23 protein-coding genes are annotated in these 20,920 nt (G+C 40.2%); 8 read left to right on the top strand and 15 right to left on the bottom strand.

What is annotated here, in order from left to right:
* Positions 1-33 precede the first annotated feature (33 nt).
* The 7 genes from C7B70_RS27800 to C7B70_RS14590 all read right to left on the bottom strand — a co-directional run bounded on the left by C7B70_RS27800 (position 34) and on the right by C7B70_RS14590 (position 5,187).
* Complete coding sequence (locus C7B70_RS27800) at positions 34-207, bottom strand: hypothetical protein (protein ID WP_233220943.1); 174 nt, start codon at positions 205-207, stop codon at positions 34-36.
* Positions 208-220: 13 nt separating this feature from the next.
* Complete coding sequence (locus tag C7B70_RS27795; protein ID WP_233220942.1) at positions 221-472, bottom strand: hypothetical protein; 252 nt, start codon at positions 470-472, stop codon at positions 221-223.
* Entirely contained in the window at positions 469-765 is a 297-nt protein-coding gene (locus C7B70_RS14610; protein WP_106369758.1) for a hypothetical protein, read from the bottom strand. Before C7B70_RS14610 ends, C7B70_RS27795 begins: the two co-directional genes overlap by 4 nt.
* Positions 755-934: a hypothetical protein gene (locus C7B70_RS14605; protein WP_106369757.1), complete on the bottom strand. Its 180-nt coding sequence runs from the start codon at positions 932-934 to the stop codon at positions 755-757. Before C7B70_RS14605 ends, C7B70_RS14610 begins: the two co-directional genes overlap by 11 nt.
* Before the next feature lie 76 nt (positions 935-1,010).
* A complete protein-coding gene (locus C7B70_RS14600; protein WP_106369756.1) occupies positions 1,011-3,167 on the bottom strand; it encodes a helix-hairpin-helix domain-containing protein in 2,157 nt (718 codons plus the stop codon).
* Positions 3,158-4,156 carry a zinc-dependent alcohol dehydrogenase family protein gene (locus tag C7B70_RS14595; RefSeq protein ID WP_106369755.1) on the bottom strand — a complete coding sequence of 333 codons (999 nt, stop codon included), beginning with the start codon at positions 4,154-4,156 and terminating at the stop codon, positions 3,158-3,160. The genes C7B70_RS14600 and C7B70_RS14595 overlap by 10 nt, the downstream gene beginning before the upstream one ends.
* 26 nt (positions 4,157-4,182) lie before the next feature.
* Positions 4,183-5,187, bottom strand: a complete 1,005-nt coding sequence (locus tag C7B70_RS14590) for a carboxylesterase (RefSeq protein WP_106369754.1) — start codon at positions 5,185-5,187, stop codon at positions 4,183-4,185.
* A gap of 113 nt (positions 5,188-5,300) precedes the next feature.
* Between C7B70_RS14590 and C7B70_RS14585 the strand changes: the two genes are divergently transcribed.
* The gene (locus tag C7B70_RS14585) at positions 5,301-6,629 is read left to right on the top strand and encodes a Mur ligase family protein (protein WP_199192277.1); all 1,329 of its coding nucleotides are present in this window, start codon (positions 5,301-5,303) and stop codon (positions 6,627-6,629) included.
* Between the two features lie 80 nt (positions 6,630-6,709).
* Positions 6,710-7,723: an adenosine deaminase gene (locus C7B70_RS14580; protein ID WP_106369753.1), complete on the top strand. Its 1,014-nt coding sequence runs from the start codon at positions 6,710-6,712 to the stop codon at positions 7,721-7,723.
* Here the strand turns inward: C7B70_RS14580 and C7B70_RS26375 are convergent.
* The 7 genes from C7B70_RS26375 to C7B70_RS14555 form a co-directional block, all read right to left on the bottom strand.
* Positions 7,720-7,875 carry a hypothetical protein gene (locus tag C7B70_RS26375; RefSeq protein ID WP_199192279.1) on the bottom strand — a complete coding sequence of 52 codons (156 nt, stop codon included), beginning with the start codon at positions 7,873-7,875 and terminating at the stop codon, positions 7,720-7,722. The two genes, C7B70_RS14580 and C7B70_RS26375, sit on opposite strands and share 4 nt — an antisense overlap.
* On the bottom strand, positions 7,844-7,990 hold the full coding sequence (locus tag C7B70_RS27790) for a hypothetical protein (protein ID WP_233220941.1): 147 nt from the start codon (positions 7,988-7,990) through the stop codon (positions 7,844-7,846). Before C7B70_RS27790 ends, C7B70_RS26375 begins: the two co-directional genes overlap by 32 nt.
* Positions 7,977-8,228 (bottom strand): cation transporter, encoded by a 252-nt coding sequence (locus C7B70_RS14575; protein WP_233220940.1) that lies wholly within the window; start codon positions 8,226-8,228, stop codon positions 7,977-7,979. The genes C7B70_RS27790 and C7B70_RS14575 overlap by 14 nt, the downstream gene beginning before the upstream one ends.
* Before the next feature lie 147 nt (positions 8,229-8,375).
* Complete coding sequence (locus tag C7B70_RS14570; RefSeq protein ID WP_106369785.1) at positions 8,376-8,948, bottom strand: VOC family protein; 573 nt, start codon at positions 8,946-8,948, stop codon at positions 8,376-8,378.
* Between the two features lie 140 nt (positions 8,949-9,088).
* A complete protein-coding gene (locus C7B70_RS14565) occupies positions 9,089-9,727 on the bottom strand; it encodes a hypothetical protein (protein ID WP_106369752.1) in 639 nt (212 codons plus the stop codon).
* 119 nt (positions 9,728-9,846) lie between these two features.
* Positions 9,847-10,695 (bottom strand): DUF2267 domain-containing protein, encoded by an 849-nt coding sequence (locus C7B70_RS14560; RefSeq protein ID WP_106369751.1) that lies wholly within the window; start codon positions 10,693-10,695, stop codon positions 9,847-9,849.
* Between the two features lie 340 nt (positions 10,696-11,035).
* The gene (locus C7B70_RS14555) at positions 11,036-12,442 is read right to left on the bottom strand and encodes a cell wall metabolism sensor histidine kinase WalK (protein WP_106369750.1); all 1,407 of its coding nucleotides are present in this window, start codon (positions 12,440-12,442) and stop codon (positions 11,036-11,038) included.
* A gap of 133 nt (positions 12,443-12,575) precedes the next feature.
* On the opposite strand from C7B70_RS14555, the gene C7B70_RS14550 reads away from it, so the two are divergent.
* The 5 genes from C7B70_RS14550 to C7B70_RS14535 all read left to right on the top strand — a co-directional run bounded on the left by C7B70_RS14550 (position 12,576) and on the right by C7B70_RS14535 (position 16,588).
* Positions 12,576-13,355: a WecB/TagA/CpsF family glycosyltransferase gene (locus C7B70_RS14550; RefSeq protein ID WP_106369749.1), complete on the top strand. Its 780-nt coding sequence runs from the start codon at positions 12,576-12,578 to the stop codon at positions 13,353-13,355.
* Positions 13,356-13,516: 161 nt separating this feature from the next.
* A complete protein-coding gene (locus C7B70_RS14545) occupies positions 13,517-14,305 on the top strand; it encodes a YdcF family protein (protein ID WP_106369748.1) in 789 nt (262 codons plus the stop codon).
* 48 nt (positions 14,306-14,353) lie between these two features.
* Entirely contained in the window at positions 14,354-14,479 is a 126-nt protein-coding gene (locus C7B70_RS28375; protein ID WP_255409340.1) for a hypothetical protein, read from the top strand.
* A 41-nt stretch (positions 14,480-14,520) separates the two neighbouring features.
* Positions 14,521-14,709, top strand: a complete 189-nt coding sequence (locus C7B70_RS14540; RefSeq protein WP_106369747.1) for a hypothetical protein — start codon at positions 14,521-14,523, stop codon at positions 14,707-14,709.
* A gap of 229 nt (positions 14,710-14,938) precedes the next feature.
* Positions 14,939-16,588 (top strand): DUF3352 domain-containing protein, encoded by a 1,650-nt coding sequence (locus C7B70_RS14535; RefSeq protein WP_106369746.1) that lies wholly within the window; start codon positions 14,939-14,941, stop codon positions 16,586-16,588.
* Between the two features lie 136 nt (positions 16,589-16,724).
* Here the strand turns inward: C7B70_RS14535 and C7B70_RS14530 are convergent, their stop codons facing one another.
* Positions 16,725-17,513, bottom strand: a complete 789-nt coding sequence (locus tag C7B70_RS14530; RefSeq protein WP_106369745.1) for a PEP-CTERM sorting domain-containing protein — start codon at positions 17,511-17,513, stop codon at positions 16,725-16,727.
* Between the two features lie 797 nt (positions 17,514-18,310).
* On the opposite strand from C7B70_RS14530, the gene C7B70_RS14525 reads away from it, so the two are divergent.
* Positions 18,311-20,338 carry a cytochrome-c peroxidase gene (locus tag C7B70_RS14525; protein WP_106369744.1) on the top strand — a complete coding sequence of 676 codons (2,028 nt, stop codon included), beginning with the start codon at positions 18,311-18,313 and terminating at the stop codon, positions 20,336-20,338.
* Positions 20,339-20,920: the final 582 nt, after the last annotated feature.

Below are 20,920 nucleotides of genomic sequence, written 5' to 3'. Positions count from 1 at the left end.
CAGCGTTAAATATCAGGGAAAAATTACTTAAAGCTAAATTGTTTGAGGAGAAACCGCTACAATTTCTGAAAAACGGGTAAAGTCTTCAACATTAAAAGTCAATATATGAGATATTTCATGAGTAATCATCGCCGCAACCAATCGGGCATCATGACCTTGTTTGCCTTTAACTTGATACTTGATTACTAAATCTTTCCATACTGTCAAAACTGAAGGGGTACTAGCCTTGATTGCGAACAGTTGCTTCCAAAAGAGCCATTTCTTGAGTTGCTTCCTCTACAGTCAATCCTAGCCCATTGACATTGGCTGGACGGGTAGCCACAACCCAAAACTCAAATAGATTCTGCGGCACTATGTTTAGCTCAACATCTTGCTGTAGCAGCTTGTTAATCGCATTCTGAGCTTGGGCGTATTGAGAGTTATGGGAGTTAATTAATCGTAACAAAACATTTGTATCCACAAGATAACTCATAACTGAGCATCTTCTCGTTCGCGGTAAATGCTTTCACGCGCGATCGCATCTTCTGACAGTGAGGGGGCTTGAGCCAACGATGGGCTTTTTCCCAACGCTTTAAGTACGGCTAATCTATCGTGAGGATCTACTAGGCGATCGCTCTGTTGTTGGTTCAACAAGACAACACAGTAGTTTTCAATCAGCATCTCTAGCAAATTTTCTACAGAAACACGTTGAGCGATTGCCTGAGCCAGCAGTCGGGCTTCTATTTCTGGTTTCAATTCAATCATCAATGATAACTTAACTTTCATTATTTTCGCGCTCAATGTAATCTGTTAAGTGCGCGATATCTCTCGACTGCGCCAGTTGAATTTGAGCAATTCTGTCTACAGTACGAATTAGCTTAGAAATGTCTGTCGTATTTTTCTCGCAGATTTGTAAGATTAATCTCAAACTGGTTTCAATTTCTGTCAGTTCCATTTCTCAGCTAATCTCCTTTAAACTTACGTAGTAATATTATCCTGTGTCTCCAGGCAACTTGTATAATTCCATTAACCTACTTTAGATAAATCAGCAAATTCAATCCTGGAATCGTGCGCGATAAAGTCCATAGCAACAACGTTAAATAAAGCAAACCAATTACCCACTGATACCAAGCAAGAGTAGTCACAATTCCTGGTAAATGTTCATCCCGCAGCCGGATATCGTTAAAACCTAATTTCAATAGGTTATTTAAACTAAAATCGTAGTAATTTAGCCAATTCCAGCGATTTTCCCACAATACAGGCATATAACGTTCTCGAAATAGCGGGAAGCGCGGCATAACTGGCAATCTACCAATTAATAATCTCAATTGCCGCATACTACCATCTTCTACAAAGTAGCTGCTATTCATCAAGTCGTGATAACGTCCTTTTTGGTAAAGCCTAGCAACTAAAACTAGCGGAAGTGGTAAAACGATCGCCTCCACGCAACCTAAAGTCAAAAATGGTTGGGTTGAGGTGCGAAAAATAGCAATTAAACCAAACAGCACTAATAAGCAAAAACTACTGAGTACACAGCTAGTTTCGTAAACGGTGGGTAAAATCTTTTGGGGGTGCAGTCGTCGCCAACGGTCAATTAGCCAAAATATTAACCCAAAATGCGCGATCGCAATTGTCCCCACCCCAAACACTAACCAAAAACTCGTACCGTAACGACTAAGTAGCAGTAATAAACCTAAAGTTAACCATTGCCATGCGAGTAATAGCGATTCTGTATAAGAGATTGGAGAAGTTGCCACTAGGCGATCGCGGACTTTAATATAAGTATTGAGATCGATTTGATCTAGGCTCAAAACTTCGCCCAGATTGCGAAAAGGTTGCTCTTGTCGATACTGAGTGATCGCTTCAACTTGAATAGGCGAAAACCCTAGTTTCAGTAAGGTTTCGGAACTTGCCGTATTAATATTGATCCCCGACAACCTCCGCAATAATTCATCGCGGCGCAACTTTTGAGTAGTGTAATCTAACTGATTGGCATCGCCTATTTGCTGCAATTGCCTGAAGTTTTGAATTAGATTTCGCAATACATTTTCATTACCTTGCAATATTGGTACTTGAATCGCGCTGCCAATTTGTCCTGGATTGCCGATAATTTTGGCTGATTCCGCATCAAAAATAAGATCGGATACGTTTAAATAAGCTGAAGAATTAGCAAAAGCTGCATCGCTAAAATCTGCTTGATTAAGAATACTAGCACCGCGCAAGTTTACCGCCTGATCAAATTGCGTTTCTCGAAACGTCACAGCTTGATTAAAAGTTGCATCGGTAAGAAACAAAGATTTATAGAAGCGATTTTGTGTAAATAATGCTCTATTTGCAAAGTTAACTTGAGAAAAATCGGCATTTCCCCGCCACTGCATCCGGTTAAATCTAGCTTGTCCATTAAAACTTGCTTGATTAAAGTTGCCCGTATCTTCAAAAGTAGCACCGCTAAAAATCGCCGTTTCCAGAAATTGAGCTTGATTAAAACCCGCCGGAGTAAAGAAAATACTCCCCCGAAAAATTCCCTGTTTGCGAAAACTCGCCCCCGCAAAGCTAACATTGCGACTAAATCGCGTTTCTGTCCAATTGGCGTTTTGGGTAAATATCGCCCCAGAAGCATCCACTGGTTGCAGAAAAAATGTATTAGTAAAATTTGCCTCGCCACTAAAACGAGTTTGTACTAGCTTCAAACCGCCGCGAAATACACTAATTTGGGCAGGTGTAGCAGTTTTTGAACCCAATAGAGACATAGAGAGTTGGCTTAATTGAGCGTAACGACGGCGATCGCGTTGCAATTGTGTTTGTTCAATGGGTGTAAATATTGGTGCTAAAGCTTGTCCATATAAGGGCGATTTTAGTCCCAAATTATTCCCGACAAAATCCCCTTGAATCAGAGAATAACTCAAATCTAAACCCAAAGGACTAGATCCCGCTCTTTGCAACCCCGCTTGTAAAACTTGCTCAAAATTGGCGCGAAAACCAGTATTTTCCGGGCGTAAATCAATAATAAAGTGCTGTAAATCAATGGTGGGGATACCGCCGCTTAGTTTCGGCGTTTTTACTCTCGCATTCAGCAATTCTAAAGTTAAAACTGTTCGATCTAATTGCGCTAAAGCTCCCCATACTGGTTGAGGGAAGATTAGTAACAAGATTAATAGTGCGATCGCTACTTGCTTGATTAATCGCATTGCAAGACAATTTTCCCAGTAACAGATCCCGTTTCTAATAACCGATGCGCTGCAACGGCTTCAGATAGTGGAAACACCTTGCTTACATGGATTTTGAGCTTTCCTGTATCAATTAATTCGCCGCATTGAGTCAAAATACTTGCTTGGTGTTGTTGCGCCGCCACTAGCCCTTGTAACATTGGTATTAGCATCAATTCGTAGCTAATTCTGAGGTTACGCGAGCGCGCTACTTTCCAATCTGTACTAGCATCGGCTTCTAATATTGTCACTACATCCCCATAGATTTTTGTAGCGGCGAAAGTACGTCCAAAAATTTCTCCTCCTACCGTATCAAACCCAATATCTACTCCTGCGCCGTCTGTCCAATCTAGAGTAGCTTGAACAAAATCGGTTTCTTTGTACAAAATAGCCTGATCTGCGCCCAATTGCTGAGTAAAACTACCTTTTTCTTCACTCCCCACCGTCGTACATACTTTAGCTTGACGTAGCTTTGCTAATTGAATCGCTACATGACCAACACCACCCGCGCCAGCATGAATTAACACTTTTTGTTCTGATTGCAATAAAGCGCGATCGCACAAGGCTTCCCAGGCTGTAATTAATACTAAGGGAGCAGCCGCCGCTTCTGCAAAGGAAATTGATTTAGGTTTATGTGCTACAAACTTTTCATCTACTACAGTTTTTTGAGCATAATTGCCTTTTTTACCTCCCAATCCACCGTCACAAAAATAAACTTCATCTCCGACTTTAAACTTGCTGACATTTGTACCAATAGCTTCTATTATTCCCGCACCATCGCAACCTAAAATAGCTTGCTGATTTTCTGGATAAAAAGTGCCTTTACTCCTTAGTTTTGTATCTACAGGATTAACACCCGCCGCTTTAAGATGCACTAATATTTCTGTAGGTTTTTCTATAGCTGGCTCTGGTATTTCTCGAATTTCTAAAACTTCTGGTTTGCCCGTTGCGGTCATTAAAATTGCTTTCATTTGTTTTTAACTTCTGAAAATGTTTACTATATTAAATGCTTATTTATAAAAGTTTCCACACAATCCATCATTTCGTTAAAAACTGGATTACGTTTTTCTAAAATCTCATTATCAACTTTGATGTCTTTTTCTAACACAATACTTGGATGGGCGACATTTAAGCTTTTATCAATGCGGAATAATTCTGTTTTCTCCCCCGGATAAGGATGATTTTTAATTAATAGCTCAATTTCTTCTATACCTGCGGCTATATCTGCCTCCGAATGAGCCGCAAACACAGGCTGAGTAATATCGCTGTACTTATCTCTACCTATATATAAATCTTCAGTTTGTTTAATCAAATCGGCTAATTGTCCCGCACCATTTAAAGTCATTTCAACATAACGATAAGGATTATTCCCTATTGCCCAAATATCTTTAGATTGCTTTTGTAAATTTGGAGGAATTTTAACTTTCTTAGGCTCTTTTTTAGCAGTATTTTCTTTGTTAAAGGCATCTTTAAATAAATCGATTACATCTTTATTTCTATTGACTTGAATATAAGAGGCAACTTTTAAAAAACTATCAAATCTTAAAACTGTTTCAATGGGATTGTGGATATCTAAAGCAGCCGCAAACAAAAATAATGCTCCATTTATATGTTGCGAATCTGTAATAGCTTTATAAGTAGCAAGATTTCCTCCCGCAGATAAACCACCAATAGAAACTTGTTTACCTAAACCTGTAGCACAATCTACAGCAAAATTGACTTCATCTTGCCATTGGGTAAAGGTTACTGTATCTATTTCACTATCAGGAATTTTTAAACCATGCCCAGGTAACAAAGGTAATAAAACATTAAAACCCATAGCATGAAACCTTTTAGCGATCGCTTTCATAAAATAAGGCGAATCGGTTAAACCATGTACCAAAACGATCGCATTTTGCTTAGGTTTCCCATGATACATAATTTCGGGATAATTCCCGGATCGAATCGCGTCATTATCAAATAAGCCTTGATAATGGTTTGTCCAAGATTGTAATGCCTGCATAAATTAAATTAGTGTCTATGTGCAATAAAATAACATCTTGACGCAGCGTAAGTTTTGCGAGACTAGAAACTCCTCGGTAGATAAAAGTAAGGGTGCAAGCAGTGAGCAAAAAAATTAAACTGGTAGATAGGCTAAAACTAGGGCTTGCAGTATCTATAGCCAAAACCGTAACCTTTGGCGTGCGACTTTTGCGATTGGGCGCAGCTAGTGTATTACCAGGGGAAATTTCTAGGCGGATTCAACCCAACCTCTTACAATTACTAAGTTGTCAGGTAAAACAAGGCGTAATTTTAGTTGCAGGTACAAACGGCAAAACTACCACATCGCTGCTGCTAAAAACAATGTTAGAGCGCCAAGGATGGCGAGTAACCCACAATACGGCGGGTGCAAACTTAGAAAATGGCTTAATGACAGCGTTACTAGAAGATACCAACTTAATAGGCACTTTAAACGCAGACTTCGCAATTTTGGAAGTAGACGAAAACATTTTACGCCGAGTATTGCAGCCAATCCAACCGCGCCTAATTATGTGCTTGAATTTATTTCGAGATCAGCTAGATAGGTACGGAGAAGTAGATACAATTAGCAAACGATGGGGAGAGGCGATCGCACTATTGCCCAATCAAACCGTAGTAATTGCCAATGCAGATGATCCCACTCTTGCCTCTATGGGGCAACAATTGCCGCAGCAAGTCCGGTATTTTGGTTTAAAGGAACCCAAAGAGTATTTAGACAAAATTCCCCATGCTGTAGACTCTATTTACTGCCCCAAATGCGGTCATTTACTTGACTACGCTGGAGTTTACTTGTCTCATTTGGGCGATTATAAATGTCCCAGTTGCGACTTTACAAAACCAAAATTAGACATTGACAGCAGCCAATGGCAACAAATATTGATTGGCGTGTATAACAAATACAATACCGTCGCTGCCGTCCTTGCTGCCCAAGAATTAGGAGTAGATCAGGCAACGATCGCAGATAGTATAAATAACTTCAAAGCCGCTTTTGGACGCGCTGAGGTGCTAAACGTTGGAGGTAAACGGGTACTAATTCTTTTATCCAAAAACCCTGTAGGTATGAATGAAACTATCCGCGCTGTAATCCACGCTGGGGGAAAAACTAAACTTTTAGTCTTAAACGATCGCACACCCGATGGCACTGATGTATCTTGGATTTGGGATGTAGACACCGAAACTTTGGTTGAAAAAGGCGGTATTTTAGTCATTAGTGGCGATCGCGTTTACGATTTAGCTTTGCGTTTGCGCTACAGTCAGCCAGAATTTAACAATGGTAATATGCAGCTAATTATCGAAGAAGATTTACCTAAAGCGATTTCTATTGCCTTAGAACATACCCCCGCCGATGAAACTCTGCACATTTTACCCACCTATTCCGCCATGTTAGAAGTGCGAGAAGTATTGACTGGACGAAAAATCCTTTAACGCAAAAATATATAAATAGTCTGTAATTTGTCAAGTGGTATTTGTTAATATTAATTATAATTAATATTAGGCTAACTGTTGTGACTTTATATGCTGAATTGCACCGTCACCTAGGCGGTTCGGTAGTACCTCGAGTTTTATGGCGTTACTTTCAGCGTCATTCTACAGAATTAGTAGAGAGATTTCCCGACTATCCAGGATTTGAGGAATTTTACACGCGATCGCGCAATACTTTAGAGGAGTATTTAGAACTGCACACTTTAGTAGAAAGCGTGCAAACAGTACAAACTCTGCCTTACTTCATTTACCGTTTAATACGCGGCGCGTATATATTTGAAAACTTAGCTTATTTAGAACTACGCTATACCCCTTATTTGCGGACACCAGAGCATTTAAGTCAATCGGAGCGAATCGATAAAATGGCTGAGATTGTTGAGGTTGTAGGCATCGCCAGCCGCGTTCCAGAGTACCCGATTGTTACAAGCCAAATCCTTTGTATGCACTCCAAGCTACCTTACGAAGTAAATAAAGCGATCGCCGACTTGGCAATTAGCAACAAACAGTATGTCTGCGGTATAGATGTAGCGGGGGGAGACAGTCTTTATAGCGAAAGATTAGAAGAATTTATTAGTTTATACGAATACGCGCGATCGCATGGCGTAAAAACTACAGGACATCTTTATGAAACTTCTTCCGGCTGCTACCCTCAACTATTACCTTACTTGATGCGGATCGGGCATGGGATTCAAATCCCTTTATTGTATCCAGAGTTATTAAAGGAAGTAGCAAGAAGTAAGCAGTGCTTAGAAGTTTGTCCAACTACCTACTTTAAAACCGGAACTTTGTCCCAAATGGAACAATTAAAAGTAGTATTTGACCGTTGTTTTGAGGCGGGGGTAGATATTGCCATTTGTACCGACAACGCAGGGCTGCATAACGTCCGGTTGCCCTTTGAGTACGAAAACTTGCTAACTCATAACATCATTGACTTTGAACAACTCAAAGCTTGTCAAGATGCCGCCTTTGCCCATGCCTTTGCTTGGCCCCATAGCGATCGCCCAGCCGCAATTTTGACAGGGTTATTGCAAGCTTAAACCTGGTGATGGGGCGCTAAACTACAAGGATAATAGCGATCGCCTGTCTCAACTTGAATTGTCCTATGGTCGATAGCAAACAAGTTGTGGAGTTCGCTGCATAGCTGCGTCAAAAAGCCATCATTCGCCTGTCTCAACTTGAATTGTCCCATGGTCGATAGCAAACAAGTTGTGGAGTTCGCTGCATAGCTGCGTCAAAAAGCCATCATTAGGACACCCCGTAGGCATAACTAAATGTACAGTCAGGGCGGTTTCAGTGGTACTCATTGCCCAAATATGCAAGTCGTGGACTTCTGATACCAGAGAATACTTGCCCCCAAGCTAAAATTAAGCCGAGAACATCGCTTAAATTGTGACCTGCATCCGCCAAAAGAGCGAGAGAATTTGCAAAAATCCCATAGGTAGCTTCAATAGCTACAAACCCGCCATTAAGAATAATCCCGATAATAAAGGCACGGTTATAATTTTTGGGCGCGTGGCTGTGTTCGTGGTGATGAGCGGACATAGGTTATTGCTAAATTAATTGTTTCCTTTTACCTGGGCAATTACTTTTAGCGCTACATGGGGCAAAAATAATCAAGAGATGTTGCATTGCAACATCTCTACATCAAGGTTTATACATCTAATCAGCAACGCCCAACAATTTATCAGTTTAATTTGACACTTCCGCCATTTCAATAACTCTTTCTTCTAAGTCTTTGACTAAAAAATTCAGGGGTTTTTGGTTGCGAATTTTGTGCTTTAATCCCCGCACTTCTACGCGCATCAATACTTGCTCTAAACAATCTCTATCAAAACATACATGGCGCTGTTGATTTTTTTTGCCCAAATTAGCACCAGAAATTACGTGCAGTTGGTTGTTTTTTTTCAACTGATACCACAAACCGTCCGGGGCGTTAAGATTTCTGCCGCTAGACACTCCTGGGCTTGCAGACATATATAAGGGGTCAATCCCGGCAGTTACTCCCAAAGATTGCTCGTAGTTATAGTAATAATGCAGAGGTATATCGGCTACGGGCAAATCTAGTAGCCCTTCATAGAATTGCCTAGCAATTTCCATATCTGACACCATAATGGTGTGGACTTTGGGGGCGCTAGTAAGAAACATCCACATTGCCCCAGCGTAGGCTGCTAAGAGCATGACCATTATACCTTGAGTAGAAAGCAGACTATCAAGGGGTAAAGAGAAAAATGCGCCTAAAGTAGTGGAATGAACTAATACCATAGCAAATGATAAAAATTTAGTTAGTAATTTTAGTGTATCAAAACTATACAAAATTCTTGTTTAGCACGCCTCAATATAAAAATCGCCTTAAAGTATCTAAAAATTTCTTTAAAGCGATCGCAGCACCCGCTAAGATAGTCTTAATAAATCAACAGCGATCCACCTTCTCGAACTCTCACAGCGCGCCTGTCTTGGTCGAGGTTTAATGCTTCGTCTAACCTTAATTCTAATATTCCCGGTGCGACAGGTTTAGGCGTAACTCTAATTAATCCGCCATCTTCGCGTAAAACTGTTACAGTGACAGGCATTGCTAAGTCTTCTAGCATAAAGTTGTTATTTCCTGTCAATTGGCGCTGATTGGTATGACCTACTAATTCGTAAGTAACTTCTGTATTAGTTAGGTTTCTCAGCCGGATGTTAAATTGTCCATTAATAGCTTTAACTAAAGCTTTTCTATTTTCTTGAGATTCAGACCAAGGTTTTACTTCGCTTTGGCTAGGTGTTGAGTTTTCAGCATCGCTATTCGCTGGTTTTTGGACTTGTTTTGCTAGTCTCAAACTCTCTCTAAGCATTAGTTGCGAACGATTGTAGGGAGCTTGGGCGAAAATACTAGGATGGGGATTGAGTGCAGAAGTTTGGCGCTGATTGGTAGTAGTAGGCAAAAGTTTTAATTTACTTGCCATTTTAGGATTAGCACTGACGCTAGGAGCGATCGCTACTAACGGTAGCCCAATTAATACAGTCTTCGCAACTAGGCTAACTATTTTTGCAGTAATCATTCTTTTCTCTCGGATTTTTTATTTGTCGTTACCAACTAAAAAAAATATAATCTGAAGCATTCATACTTAAAATAATTACACCCCTGCAAAATTATTTTTGTATAAATGCTTCTTTTTAGTTAAGCTTCATTCCACAACTGGCGAATTTCATCGGGCAAGAAGCTAGCAACTTCTTTAATTCGGGCTTCAGACAACTCATCTTTGGTTGCCCAAAATACTGCTTTTACTATGGTTTCTGCCTCTACCGCTCTAGGTAAACCTGCTTCTTGATTAATCCTAAATAAGAAAGTACCAGACTTAATTTTTAAGGGTGGTCTAACTCTACTCAAAAACCGAGTAATGGGGTTAGTATCGTTCCACAAATCAGCGATTTCATTTTGCAATGCTTTATCTTCTGTGGGTTCGACCATTTCGTGGAGTTCGCTAGCAACGCGGTCAGAAGCTTCTTTTGTCATCATATCTCGCATGGTGCGAAACACTACTTCTGTAATGTCTCTAGCATCAAAAATATCTTCTAAATTTCCCCGAATTGTTACTTTTTCTAAAAAAGGCATATCATCGGTTGCAATTGCTACCGCAGGCCCTTCATTGAGAGCTTCGGGAGGGTTTGCCTCCATTCTTTCTAAAATTTTGCGTCCTTTTTCAGTAAGCTCTGCGGCTTTAAAAGTAATCAAATGAGGCAATGGGCCGTCTGGCGCACCAAAGGAATTAGCGATTCTTAAATCAAATTCTTTAGCATCCACCGCGTCAGGAACATCTTCTTGGTTCGCGTAAGCATTACCAGTAAATTCAGCTTTGATAAATTGCATCTGATTCAAGTAATCTAAATGCCCCAAAAGTTCAGCTTGAGTCAAGCTTCGACCGATAAAATCTTTAGCATCGAAGCCAACTTCGTGCATTTTTTGCCCACTTTCGTTAATCTTTTTTAAAATAATGTAGGCAACATCTTCTCTTAATGGAATTGGCATTAACTTCTCCTAATTCTTTATCAAAGGTTTGCGGTAGTTATCGTTTAGTTAATTGCCCTCAAAGTTTTGGCGTTTAGCGCTATATAACTATGTACTGGTCAATTAATTAACGATTGATATGACCGCCGAATTCTAAAATATGAGAAAATCTTACCAGCTTGCATCTGTCACAGGAAGCATTTGTTCTACGTATAAGTTTGTTAAATAGAATATATTTAGGCGTTGCCGAAAGTGTGATGATTTTTCTTTTTGCAATTCTGTCTCCTCCCCATTACCAATTACCAATTACCCATTACCCATTACCAATTACCCATCCACCAACCTAAATAGATTGTGGCGATTAAGCAGGTTCTAAAAGTATAGGTAAAGTCACAATAAAAGTTGTACCTTGGTGGAGGACGCTTGTAGCTTTGATTTGACCAAAATGGTTGAGGACGATCGCAGAAGAAATCGCTAAACCCAAGCCCGAACCGCTACAGTTAGTATGGCTGCGAGCAGGATCTACGCGATAAAAGCGGTCAAAAAGACGTGGTAAATCGGCGCTGGCAATACCCACTCCTTTGTCAATAATTTTGACTTGCATCGCCCCAGGAGGCATAGCCAGTGGGGTTAATTCGCTAGTAGTGGCAATTCTTTGTAACTGTAGTTGGACGCGATCGCCCTTGGAACTATAATTTATTGCATTCTCAATTAAATTAGTAAACAATCGCGCCAACTGATCCCAATCTCCAGAAAGTGTAAACCAGCTATCTAGTTGTTCTGGTGTTGGCACTGCTTCTTGGGGTTCAATTAGTTCTAAAGACAGGGTAATATTTTTTTCTTTTGCTAGTAACTGTTGTTCTTCCACAACTTCTACTAGCAACGCATCTAAGGGACAAGTAGCAAATTGCGGTTGTACTAATCCACTATCTTGTCGGGCTAAAAACAGCAAATCGTCCACCAATCGACCTAAGCGCTTAGTCAACCGCTCTAAAACCTTTAAGTTTTGGCTGTACTGCAAAGAAGTAGAATTTGACGAATTGCTTAGTTCTGGCTCTGCTAGGGCAACTTGGATATTAGTTTGAATTAGAGTAATCGGGCTTCTTAGTTCGTGAGAAGCATCGGCGGTAAACTGTTTGAGGCGTTGGTAAGATAGCAACACAGGTTCCATTGCTTTCCCCGAAAGAAACCAGCCGCATAAAGCAACCGAAAATACCATCAAGCCCGTACCTACACTAAGATCGATAGCAAGCTGTTGAGCGGGTTTACTAACTTCAAACCAAGGATGACTAACGCGCAAATATCCTAGTACCTCCTGTCCTACTTGCATTTTCTGGGTTACTTGCCGCAATAATAAAGGGGAATAATTGCGAGAATTGTTGTTATATTCTGCTGGCTTGAGAACTTGGACAGTTTCACCCGTAGAATTGAAATGAATGGGAATATTTAATGGTTCAGAGAAAGTTGACCACAGCAACTCACCAGTAGAGTTAAACCACTCCAAATCGATGCGATCATCTTCTACCGTATCAGCGTTGTTTCTAAAACTAGCTTCTACATTAACGTGTAACTTTTTTACATCAGGGTAGTATGGCTCAATGACTAAATTCCGTTCGACTATTTCTACCACGTGAAGCAAAGTATCATCAACTCGTTCAATCAAGGTACTACGGACATAGAAATATACGCCACTGGCGAACACCAATAGCAACACGGCGGTTACTGTGGTATACCAAATAGCCAGACGACGACGGGTAGCATGAAACATTTTGCCAGTATTTTTTCCAAAAATGCGATAACGTCAAGAATGCCCAACTAACTAACCTACTCGGATTAGGATAATATTAGTTTGGGCTAACCCGTTGATAACTGTGTAATTTAAGGTTAGCTATAAATTAATTATGGTTGAAGCACCTCAGAAATTTTCGATACTGGGGCTACCGATTCATTTAATGAATGATTATGTCGGCTGGCTTACAACTCGCCTGCAATCAGGTATTGGCACTCATGTAGTGACGCTCAATGCTGAAATGACAATGCTTTGCGAAACTGATGAGATTTTAAGAGCGATCATTAAGCAAGCAGATTTGACAATTCCTGACGGTTCAGGGATAGTTTTTTATCTCCGATTGTATGGAAAAAAAATTCGCCGATTGCCTGGAATTGAACTAGCAGAAGCCTTACTAAAAAAAGCAGGACAAGGTAAGGAGCGAGTTTTCTTCTATGGTGGCGCTCCAAGAGTTGCCGAAGCCGCCGCTCAAGCAATTAGGACTCAACACAAGGCTATTAACATTGTCGGGACTCAACACGGCTTTATTAGTGGCGCAGAGATAGAGGAATTACAAAAAAGTCTAATTGCCCTGCAACCACAATTAATTTTTGTAGGATTGGGAGTACCGCGTCAAGAATTATGGATTGCCGAAAATCGTTCCCTGTGTCCTCAAGCTACTTGGATTGGTATAGGTGGCAGTTTAGATATATGGTCGGGGATCAAATTTAGAGCGCCAGCAATCATGGCAAACAACCACTTAGAATGGCTGTACAGGTTGTATCAAGAGCCTTGGCGCTGGCGAAGAATGCTGGCTTTACCAGTATTTGTTTATAAAGCAATAGTACAAAGGTTTACTCAAACGAATCCTTTGAGCGCATCATTGCCTGTAAATGAAGCGCCGCCGAAATAAGTCTGCGTAGCTAATCCATTACTGGGATTTAACCACATTTAAAAAATAGCCTGTGATTCTAGCAGCTAAAGATGTTATCTGCGGCATTTTTAATAAAGGTTTTTTACTTAATGACAAGTTCTACCTAAAAGTAGCTTGTACTAATCAATTCAATATTACCAATGTTTCTATTTCTATCTAAACTACTGCCTTTATTTATTTATCCTTTGGGGCTGTCGTGTATTTTGCTAGTAGTAGCATTGGTAATGTTGTGGAAAAAGCCGCGCTTTGCAGCAATTCCCATCGCCTCAGCTTTGGTTATCTTGCTAGTAACAAGTAATAGTTGGGTTGCTTTGTTGTTAATGCGCTCTTTAGAATGGCAAAATACCCCCAATTACATCCCCCAAGCCGAGGCGATTGTTGTGTTGGGTGGCTCGACAAGATCGCAGTTTTTCCCCCGTCCAGGAGTAGATTTAAGTGAAGAAGGCGATCGCGTTCTTTATGGCGCAGAGCTATACAAGCAAGGTTTAGCACCAATAATTATTGTTAGTGGTGGGCGCATTGCGTGGCGGGGTAGTGGTTCCCCAGAATCAAAGGATATGGCGGAGATTTTAACCCAAGTGGGAGTTCCGAGTAGTGCGATTATTGAAGAATCCAATTCTTACAATACTCACGATAATGCAGTAAACGTCAAACAAATACTCCAAACGCGGGGAATTAAAAATATTTTACTTGTAACTTCGGCAATGCATATGCCGCGCAGTTTGGCAATATTTAAGCGTCAACAAATTAAGGCGATCGCTGCGCCTACTGATTTTCTGGTTAGCACGAACGAATTTCAAGAAATTCAAAGTAGTTTTGAAGCTAAGTTACTGACTTTACTGCCTGATAGCGGCTCTTTGCATAATTTTACTCGCGCTTTAAAAGAGTACGTGGGGTTAATTATCTATCGCTTGCGCGGTTGGGTTTGATTTATTAATCAGGTAATACTATCGAGACACGAACAAGATTAGCCCAAAGTGCGAACTTACCTTGCTTTTCAAGAAATTGTTGCCGCTCTTTATGCTGAGGCAGATCGAGCTATTATTGATGATAACTATGAAGATGCTAGTTTGCTTCAAAGTCAGGCTGATAAATTTTATTAAGTAGCTGAAAATTTAGGATTTTTAATCGCCGAGGCTAGTTGATGAATCATCCTAAAATTCAAATTAAATTATTATCTGCTCAAGCTGCGGAACTTAGTCAAAAAGCCACCACAGCTTTCAAGGAGCAAAAGTTTTCTCAAGGGCAACAATTTATGGCTCAAGCTGTAGCCGCCTCTAAAAATTGTCAGCTATTAATTCAAGAATACAAAAAAGCTACAGCCCAATTTTAACTAACCTAGATAAGCTTTCTGCTCAAAGATTTATTGCATTGATTGGAGTTGCTGACCTTAAATTAATTTTTGTTCCTTGATTAAACCGTGCTAAGAGCAAAAAGAAAAGTTGTACTATTAATGCGATCGCTATAATACATGATTAATAATCTAAGGTTTGCGGATTTTTTGCTAATGCTTGTGAAGTAAAGATATAGTCACGTAGTCACTACTTTAATTGGTTAATAAAATGTCCGCAAAAAAATCTAATCTTTTATTTCCACTACTAGCTACGGCGGTAGTCGTTGCCAGTGGCGTAGGTGCTTACGTTTATTTTCGCGGCGGGGTTGGAGACAGCACAACTCCTCTGGCTAGTGCCAAAATTATCCCTGATGAAGCACTGATTGCAAGTTTTATCTCTCCCAATTCTCAAGCATGGGAGCAATTGCAAAAGTTTGGGACTTCTGAAGCCCGAAACTTAGTAAACCAAGGCTTACAAGACTTTGACAACCAAACTTTAGCTAAATCTAATATCGATTACGAAAAAGACTTAAAACCTTGGGTTGGTGGGGTAATGATTGCAGTTTTGCCCCCAAATTCAACTAAGCAAACTCAGACTACTCCAGAATCCTTTAACGTGCTGATGGTTGTAAAAATCAAAGACAAAGTAAGTGCCTTAAATTTTGCAAATAAGCTAAAAGCGCGCCAAAACGTTAAAAATACTGAAACCGACTACAAAGGACAAAAGATTACTGAAAGTATTGATCTTCAAAGCAACCCAGTTTACAGCAGCGTCCTAAACAACGAATATGTAGTAGTTGCTCCAGAAAAAATTGGCGTACAAAAAGCCATTGATACTTTTAAGGGCGAACCATCTTTTGCTACTAAAGAAGGTGCAAATAGCCTGTTAGCAAAAGGTATAGATTTAAGTAACCCGATCGCGCAAATTTATCTTCCCGATTATGGCACTGTAGTAGAACAACTAATTGCAAGTAGCCCCAATGCTTCCCAAATTCCCCCCGAAACTTTGGCGCAGTTAAAACAAATCAAATCTGTAATTGCCGGGATAGGGGTAGATAACGATGGGTTGCGACTAAAAGCCCTCGCTGATGTTGATGAGCAACTAATAAAAAATCAATATCAAGCATCTTCAGGCAAATTAGTAGAAATATTACCCGCCGAAACTATTGCTTTGATTACTGGGGCGGGAATTGGCAAAAGTTGGACGGCTTTTAGCAAACAAGCAAAAAATATTCCCCAAGTAAGTTTAGGCTTAGATTTAGCTAGAGTCCAACTGCAAAACTACAACTTAGACTTAGACAAAGATGTTTTTGGCTGGATGGATGGCGAATTTGCTTTTGCGGCAATTGCTTCTAAACAAGGACTACTCGCACCGATTGGATTTGGGGGCGCGTTAGTAATTGATACAACAAATCGTCCCGCCGCCGAAGCTACTTTAAGTAAATTAGATGGCATTGCTAAAAGCTCTTTTGTGGGCGTAGCACCTCGAAATATTGGGGCTACGGCAGTAACGGAATGGCAAATTCCTGGTCAAGGGGCATTATTAGGGCATGGATGGTTAGATAAAGACACAGTGTTTATTGCTTTTGGCGGGCCCATCGCTGATATCGTCGCAACTAAACCAAGTCAATTATTAACTAACAGCGATACTTTTAAGGCGGCTATAAGTTCTTTGCCTAAATCGAATGCTGGATACTTTTATTTAGATATGGATAAGACGGTAGCACTAATAAACGCTAACGCCCAGCCGGGTACTATCCCCCCAGAAACCCAAGCTATTTTAGCCTCTATTCGTGGTGTGAGCATGAGCAATAGTAGTCCTAACGCTTCTACTAGCCAGTTTGAAATGTTATTAGCTTTAAAACCAAGCAGCAAGTAATTTTGGTAGGGTGTAGGTATTAATTTGTGGCGATTACTTTTGAGATTGAAGAAAAAAATTGTAGATTTCCCTCCATAGCCGCAAGAGTGATGATTTTTTGATAAATGCGATCGCCCTGGCTGTATTTTGCGTCTTGCTATTTAGCCTTTTTCCAGTGGCGGCGCTTCATAAATGCACCGAAGCTAAAAGCGGTTAAACCTAAGAGGCTTGCGGGTTCTGGGACGGGTTCACTAGATACAAGTCCTACATTATCAACTAACAAGCTAGAGTCAAAACTTTCGTCACCTACATCTACAACGCCAAACCCAATTGTATAATATCCAGTTTCCGCCAGAGAAAAGGAGCGGTTTTGAGCATTAGTTTCAGAGATAAAAGGTGTACGAGAATCGTTGAAATTAGAAAATGTGTCAGCTAATTGAAATATGTTGGATGGCGAGTTGCTAAATTGCAATGTATAGAAGGAAAAATCGTTAAACCCTAAACGTGGACTGTTAAAATCTGAAGACACATCTTCATCAGTAAGAAACTGGAAATCAAAGGATAAAATGTCGTTGGCATTGCCGTAAAAGGTTTGTTTAATCGCTGAACCCTCAATTACGTTACTGGTTGCGATCGCATTTAAACTGCCTATAGTTAATCCTAAAAATATCTCTAGGTTGGCAGTAGCTACGGAAGGATTACCAGAAAAAGTAAAATCAACTTCGGCTCCTGGGGTGTTCGACATTACTGCTGTGGCTCCTTCACCCAAGTTACTCTTAAAAGAGTCTGTATTAACAAAGGTATCCCCTATAGTGGTGTACCCCCTAAACCCATCTTCAAAATCACCGTTGATAACCGCCGCTTGCGAACTATGAGCATTGAGTAGACTTAGCAAACCAATAGCACTTGCTACTGCTGAATTTTGGACAGATTTAAAAGTAAGCATACAAAAGTTCCCCTAATTTTTAGGTGTATGTTGGATACAAAATAGTTGGTGTTGCGCAAAGCTCAAAGTATTATTAATTACTTTGAAAGTGCGGAAATTATTGGGCTTGTGCCTTTGACTCTCACCTGTTTAGCAGCTTGGCACGGACTATATTGTTCCGCCACTGTTTCTATGTAAGTTCACTGAAGAAATATATATTTAATTAATAAAATCACACCAACTTTTAATCAATACTGTTGGCGGGGCTTAGATTTTAAGTAAAAAATATACTGAGATTCCTAAGTAAGATTAATAAAGATAATTTGAAGATAAGTATAGATTTTTACTGCATTTAAAATTTTTATTGGTAATACCAACACTCAATTTTAGCTAGAAAAGCTTGCCCTAAAGCTACTTAGCTCAAATAAGCCTTGAATTGACTAAGATAAAAATTTTACTAAATAAATAAAATGTGTTTTTTGTAACAAGTTTTCGTAAAGACCGCCTTCAAGCACTAAAAGTTGATGCTATATTCAGTCTGTTAGCCTAGTGTTTTTACTGAAACTATCAGAAATTTACTGTTAAATTTATACAAACAACTTAGCTAAACCTAGTTTTAGGTTAAATAGCGATCGCTGCGGAATTTCAAGTACACAAACATTTTCCTCCGTATCTTTACGTATTAAATGTAAACCCTGGTAAATTGCTGCTCAAAGTGATTTATCAGGGTTTGCACCCAAAACGATTTTTAACTGTTGTAAGTAAAAAACAGCACAAGTAACAAAACCCTGCCAATCAGCTAGGAGTAGAAATAATCCATGAATAGATATACAAAAAGAAGACCTCCTAAAGGTACTTCAATCTTCGACTGGTTAAAAGTAAAGGTATCAAATTTACTCAAGAAAAGACTGAAGATTGTGGTGCTGTTTGCGATCGCCGCGATCGTGGGACAAAGTATGTCATCAACATTGCAAGCGCAAGAAGTTCCTACTGTAGACCCATCGCAGCCCTTAACATCCCTAAAAACTGTATCGATTCCCGAACCATCAAACCTGGCAGAATTTGTTAACGATAAAACCGCAGCTTTGGTACTGGGAAAGTCGCTATTTTGGGATATGCAAACCGGGAGCGATAACATTCAATCGTGCGCCAGTTGCCACTTTAGCGCCGGAGCAGATAACCGTTCCAAACATCAACTCAGTCCTGGGTTGCTACGAGTAAATGCTGATGGTAGTCCCAACCCAGACACTACATTTAATACTGGCGGACTAAATTACCAACTTAAAGCCAACGACTACCCCTTTCACAAACTTGCAGACATCAACAATCGTAAGTCACAAGTAATAGCTGATAGCAACGATGTTACAGGCTCCCAAGGAGTATTTGGCTTTTTGTTTTCCAACATTTTTCTCCGTAAAGCCCAAGAAGTAGGCGTTCCAGTAATAGATCCAGTATTCAACGTTGACAACACAAACTTACTCCGAGTCACCGCACGCAATTCGCCTAGTGCAATTAATGCTGTCTTTAACTTCCGTAACTTTTGGGATGGTAGAGCGCAAAATGATTTTAACGGTGTTAATCCTTTCGGCTCTAGGGATGTCAACGCTAAAGTTATTAAAGCCGAAGCTTTAGGAGACTTAAAAGAAGTAAAAATTAGTTTAGATAATGCAAGTCTTGCATCGCAAGCTGTAGGGCCACCTGTAAGTGAAGTTGAAATGTCTTACAAAGGTAAACCATTTAGTTTACTTGGTAAAAAAATGCTGCCTTTGATTCCTTTGAACAAGCAGAAAGTACACCTAGAAGACAGCGTACTAGGTACTTATAGCAAATTCCCTATGCCAGGGGTTAGATCGAAGTATAAAACCTTGGTGCAAGCTGCTTTTAAACCCCAGTGGTGGAATAGTGATCGCATAATTACTATTGATGCTAATGGTAAACCAACGTTTACTGGGCTAGTAGGAGCATCCGATCCTAATTCGGCTACGCAGTTTTCATTAATGGAGTACAACTTTCCCTTATTTTTTGGACTGGCGGTACAAATGTACGAATCAACGTTAGTTTCCAACGATGCACCGATTGACCAATACTTAGAGGGCAATTCTAATGCTTTAACTAGCCAACAAAAGCGAGGAAAAGAGCTATTTGTTGGTAAGGCTAAGTGTATTAACTGTCATGGGGGCGCAGAATTTACTAATGCTTCCGTCAAAAATGTTAAAAAAGAAAGACTAGAGCGCATGGTCATGGGCAACAATGAAGTTGCAGTTTATGACAACGGTTTTTACAACATCGGCGTAAGACCAACTAAAGAAGATTTAGGAGTAGGTGACAAAGATCCCTTTGGCAATCCTTTATCTGAGTCACGCCTAGCCCAACAAGGAAAGTTTAACGATCCTAACCTCGAACCGCCAGTAAGCCCTAACGAGCGTGTAGCGGCTGATGGAGCCTTTAAAACTCCAGGACTAAGAAATGTAGAACTTACAGCCCCTTACTTTCATAACGGCGGACAATTAACTCTACGTCAAGTAGTTGATTTTTATAATCGTGGTGGCGACTTCCACGAGCAGAATATTGACAATCTCGATCCAGATATTGAGAATTTAGGATTGAGTAATGAGGAAAAAGATGCCCTTGTTGCCTTTATGAAAGGATTAACTGACGAGCGCGTCCGCTACCAAAAAGCACCCTTCGATCATCCCCAATTGTTTGTTAGTAATGGGCATCCCGGTACAGGAACAGCTATTACTAAAGACAGCACTGGTAAAGCAACGGTAGAAATGCGAGAAATTCCCGCCGTTGGGCGTAATGGTGGTATACCGTTAACTAATTTCTTGGCAAGTAATTCGTAGAGTAGTTTTTTAAAACTGCTTTTAACTTCTTCGCCGTAAGTCCCGCGCTCTATCTGTACTCAGATGAGCGTCGGGATATAAGGCGGGCAATGACGATTACATCTATTCCCCCGTTTTGCAATAGCAAAACGGGGGAATAGATGGATGATTACGTTGCTAATTCTATGTTATAATTAATACAAGGTCGGTGACCTCTCAACTGTATGGAACATAAGGGCTAACTTCAAAGTAGTAGTTATATACTTGCCGTAGAAACATCAGAATTGATAAAGGAATACTTCTCGCTGGTATCTATAGAGTAAATCCATGAAGTGTTGTACATAGAAAAATCAAACCGCCTCAGGAAGTGGGGAGGCTGCCAGGTCAACTCAATGATGGGTTGTAGCAGTAAGTGCGTGGCGCAAGTCATAGCAAAACCTGTGGAGGGTAAGTAATATCAAGTCCGTTAAATGACTTATAGTTAAGCTCCAATTCTAGTCCACCAATGAAAACCAGTTAGTCCTTGAATCAAATCTTGCTGCTGAAGTAGAGATTGGCATCGGTGAAATAAAACCTCCTCTAAATCATCCAAGGTTTCAAAAG

The organism is Chlorogloea sp. CCALA 695 (genome assembly GCF_003003885.1).
GTDB lineage: Bacteria > Cyanobacteriota > Cyanobacteriia > Cyanobacteriales > Chroococcidiopsidaceae > Aliterella.
The sequence above is the reverse complement of the archived record's forward strand: the minus strand, read 5'-3'. Positions and strand labels throughout refer to the sequence as shown.

What these genes read in the sequence shown, in the direction of transcription:
- C7B70_RS27795 (WP_233220942.1), bottom strand. Translation starts at nt 472, where the DNA reads ATGAGTTATCTTGTGGATACAAATGTTTTGTTACGATTAATTAACTCC.
- C7B70_RS14610 (WP_106369758.1), bottom strand. Translation starts at nt 765, where the DNA reads ATGAAAGTTAAGTTATCATTGATGATTGAATTGAAACCAGAAATAGAA.
- C7B70_RS14605 (WP_106369757.1), bottom strand. Translation starts at nt 934, where the DNA reads ATGGAACTGACAGAAATTGAAACCAGTTTGAGATTAATCTTACAAATC.
- C7B70_RS14600 (WP_106369756.1), bottom strand. Translation starts at nt 3,167, where the DNA reads ATGCGATTAATCAAGCAAGTAGCGATCGCACTATTAATCTTGTTACTA.
- C7B70_RS14595 (WP_106369755.1), bottom strand. Translation starts at nt 4,156, where the DNA reads ATGAAAGCAATTTTAATGACCGCAACGGGCAAACCAGAAGTTTTAGAA.
- C7B70_RS14590 (WP_106369754.1), bottom strand. Translation starts at nt 5,187, where the DNA reads ATGCAGGCATTACAATCTTGGACAAACCATTATCAAGGCTTATTTGAT.
- C7B70_RS26375 (WP_199192279.1), bottom strand. Translation starts at nt 7,875, where the DNA reads ATGGGACAATTCAAGTTGAGACAGGCGAATGATGGCTTTTTGACGCAG.
- C7B70_RS27790 (WP_233220941.1), bottom strand. Translation starts at nt 7,990, where the DNA reads ATGAGTACCACTGAAACCGCCCTGACTGTACATTTAGTTATGCCTACG.
- C7B70_RS14575 (WP_233220940.1), bottom strand. Translation starts at nt 8,228, where the DNA reads ATGTCCGCTCATCACCACGAACACAGCCACGCGCCCAAAAATTATAAC.
- C7B70_RS14570 (WP_106369785.1), bottom strand. Translation starts at nt 8,948, where the DNA reads ATGGTATTAGTTCATTCCACTACTTTAGGCGCATTTTTCTCTTTACCC.
- C7B70_RS14565 (WP_106369752.1), bottom strand. Translation starts at nt 9,727, where the DNA reads ATGATTACTGCAAAAATAGTTAGCCTAGTTGCGAAGACTGTATTAATT.
- C7B70_RS14560 (WP_106369751.1), bottom strand. Translation starts at nt 10,695, where the DNA reads ATGCCAATTCCATTAAGAGAAGATGTTGCCTACATTATTTTAAAAAAG.
- C7B70_RS14555 (WP_106369750.1), bottom strand. Translation starts at nt 12,442, where the DNA reads ATGTTTCATGCTACCCGTCGTCGTCTGGCTATTTGGTATACCACAGTA.
- C7B70_RS14550 (WP_106369749.1), top strand. Translation starts at nt 12,576, where the DNA reads ATGGTTGAAGCACCTCAGAAATTTTCGATACTGGGGCTACCGATTCAT.
- C7B70_RS14545 (WP_106369748.1), top strand. Translation starts at nt 13,517, where the DNA reads ATGTTTCTATTTCTATCTAAACTACTGCCTTTATTTATTTATCCTTTG.
- C7B70_RS14540 (WP_106369747.1), top strand. Translation starts at nt 14,521, where the DNA reads ATGAATCATCCTAAAATTCAAATTAAATTATTATCTGCTCAAGCTGCG.
- C7B70_RS14535 (WP_106369746.1), top strand. Translation starts at nt 14,939, where the DNA reads ATGTCCGCAAAAAAATCTAATCTTTTATTTCCACTACTAGCTACGGCG.
- C7B70_RS14530 (WP_106369745.1), bottom strand. Translation starts at nt 17,513, where the DNA reads ATGCTTACTTTTAAATCTGTCCAAAATTCAGCAGTAGCAAGTGCTATT.
- C7B70_RS14525 (WP_106369744.1), top strand. Translation starts at nt 18,311, where the DNA reads ATGAATAGATATACAAAAAGAAGACCTCCTAAAGGTACTTCAATCTTC.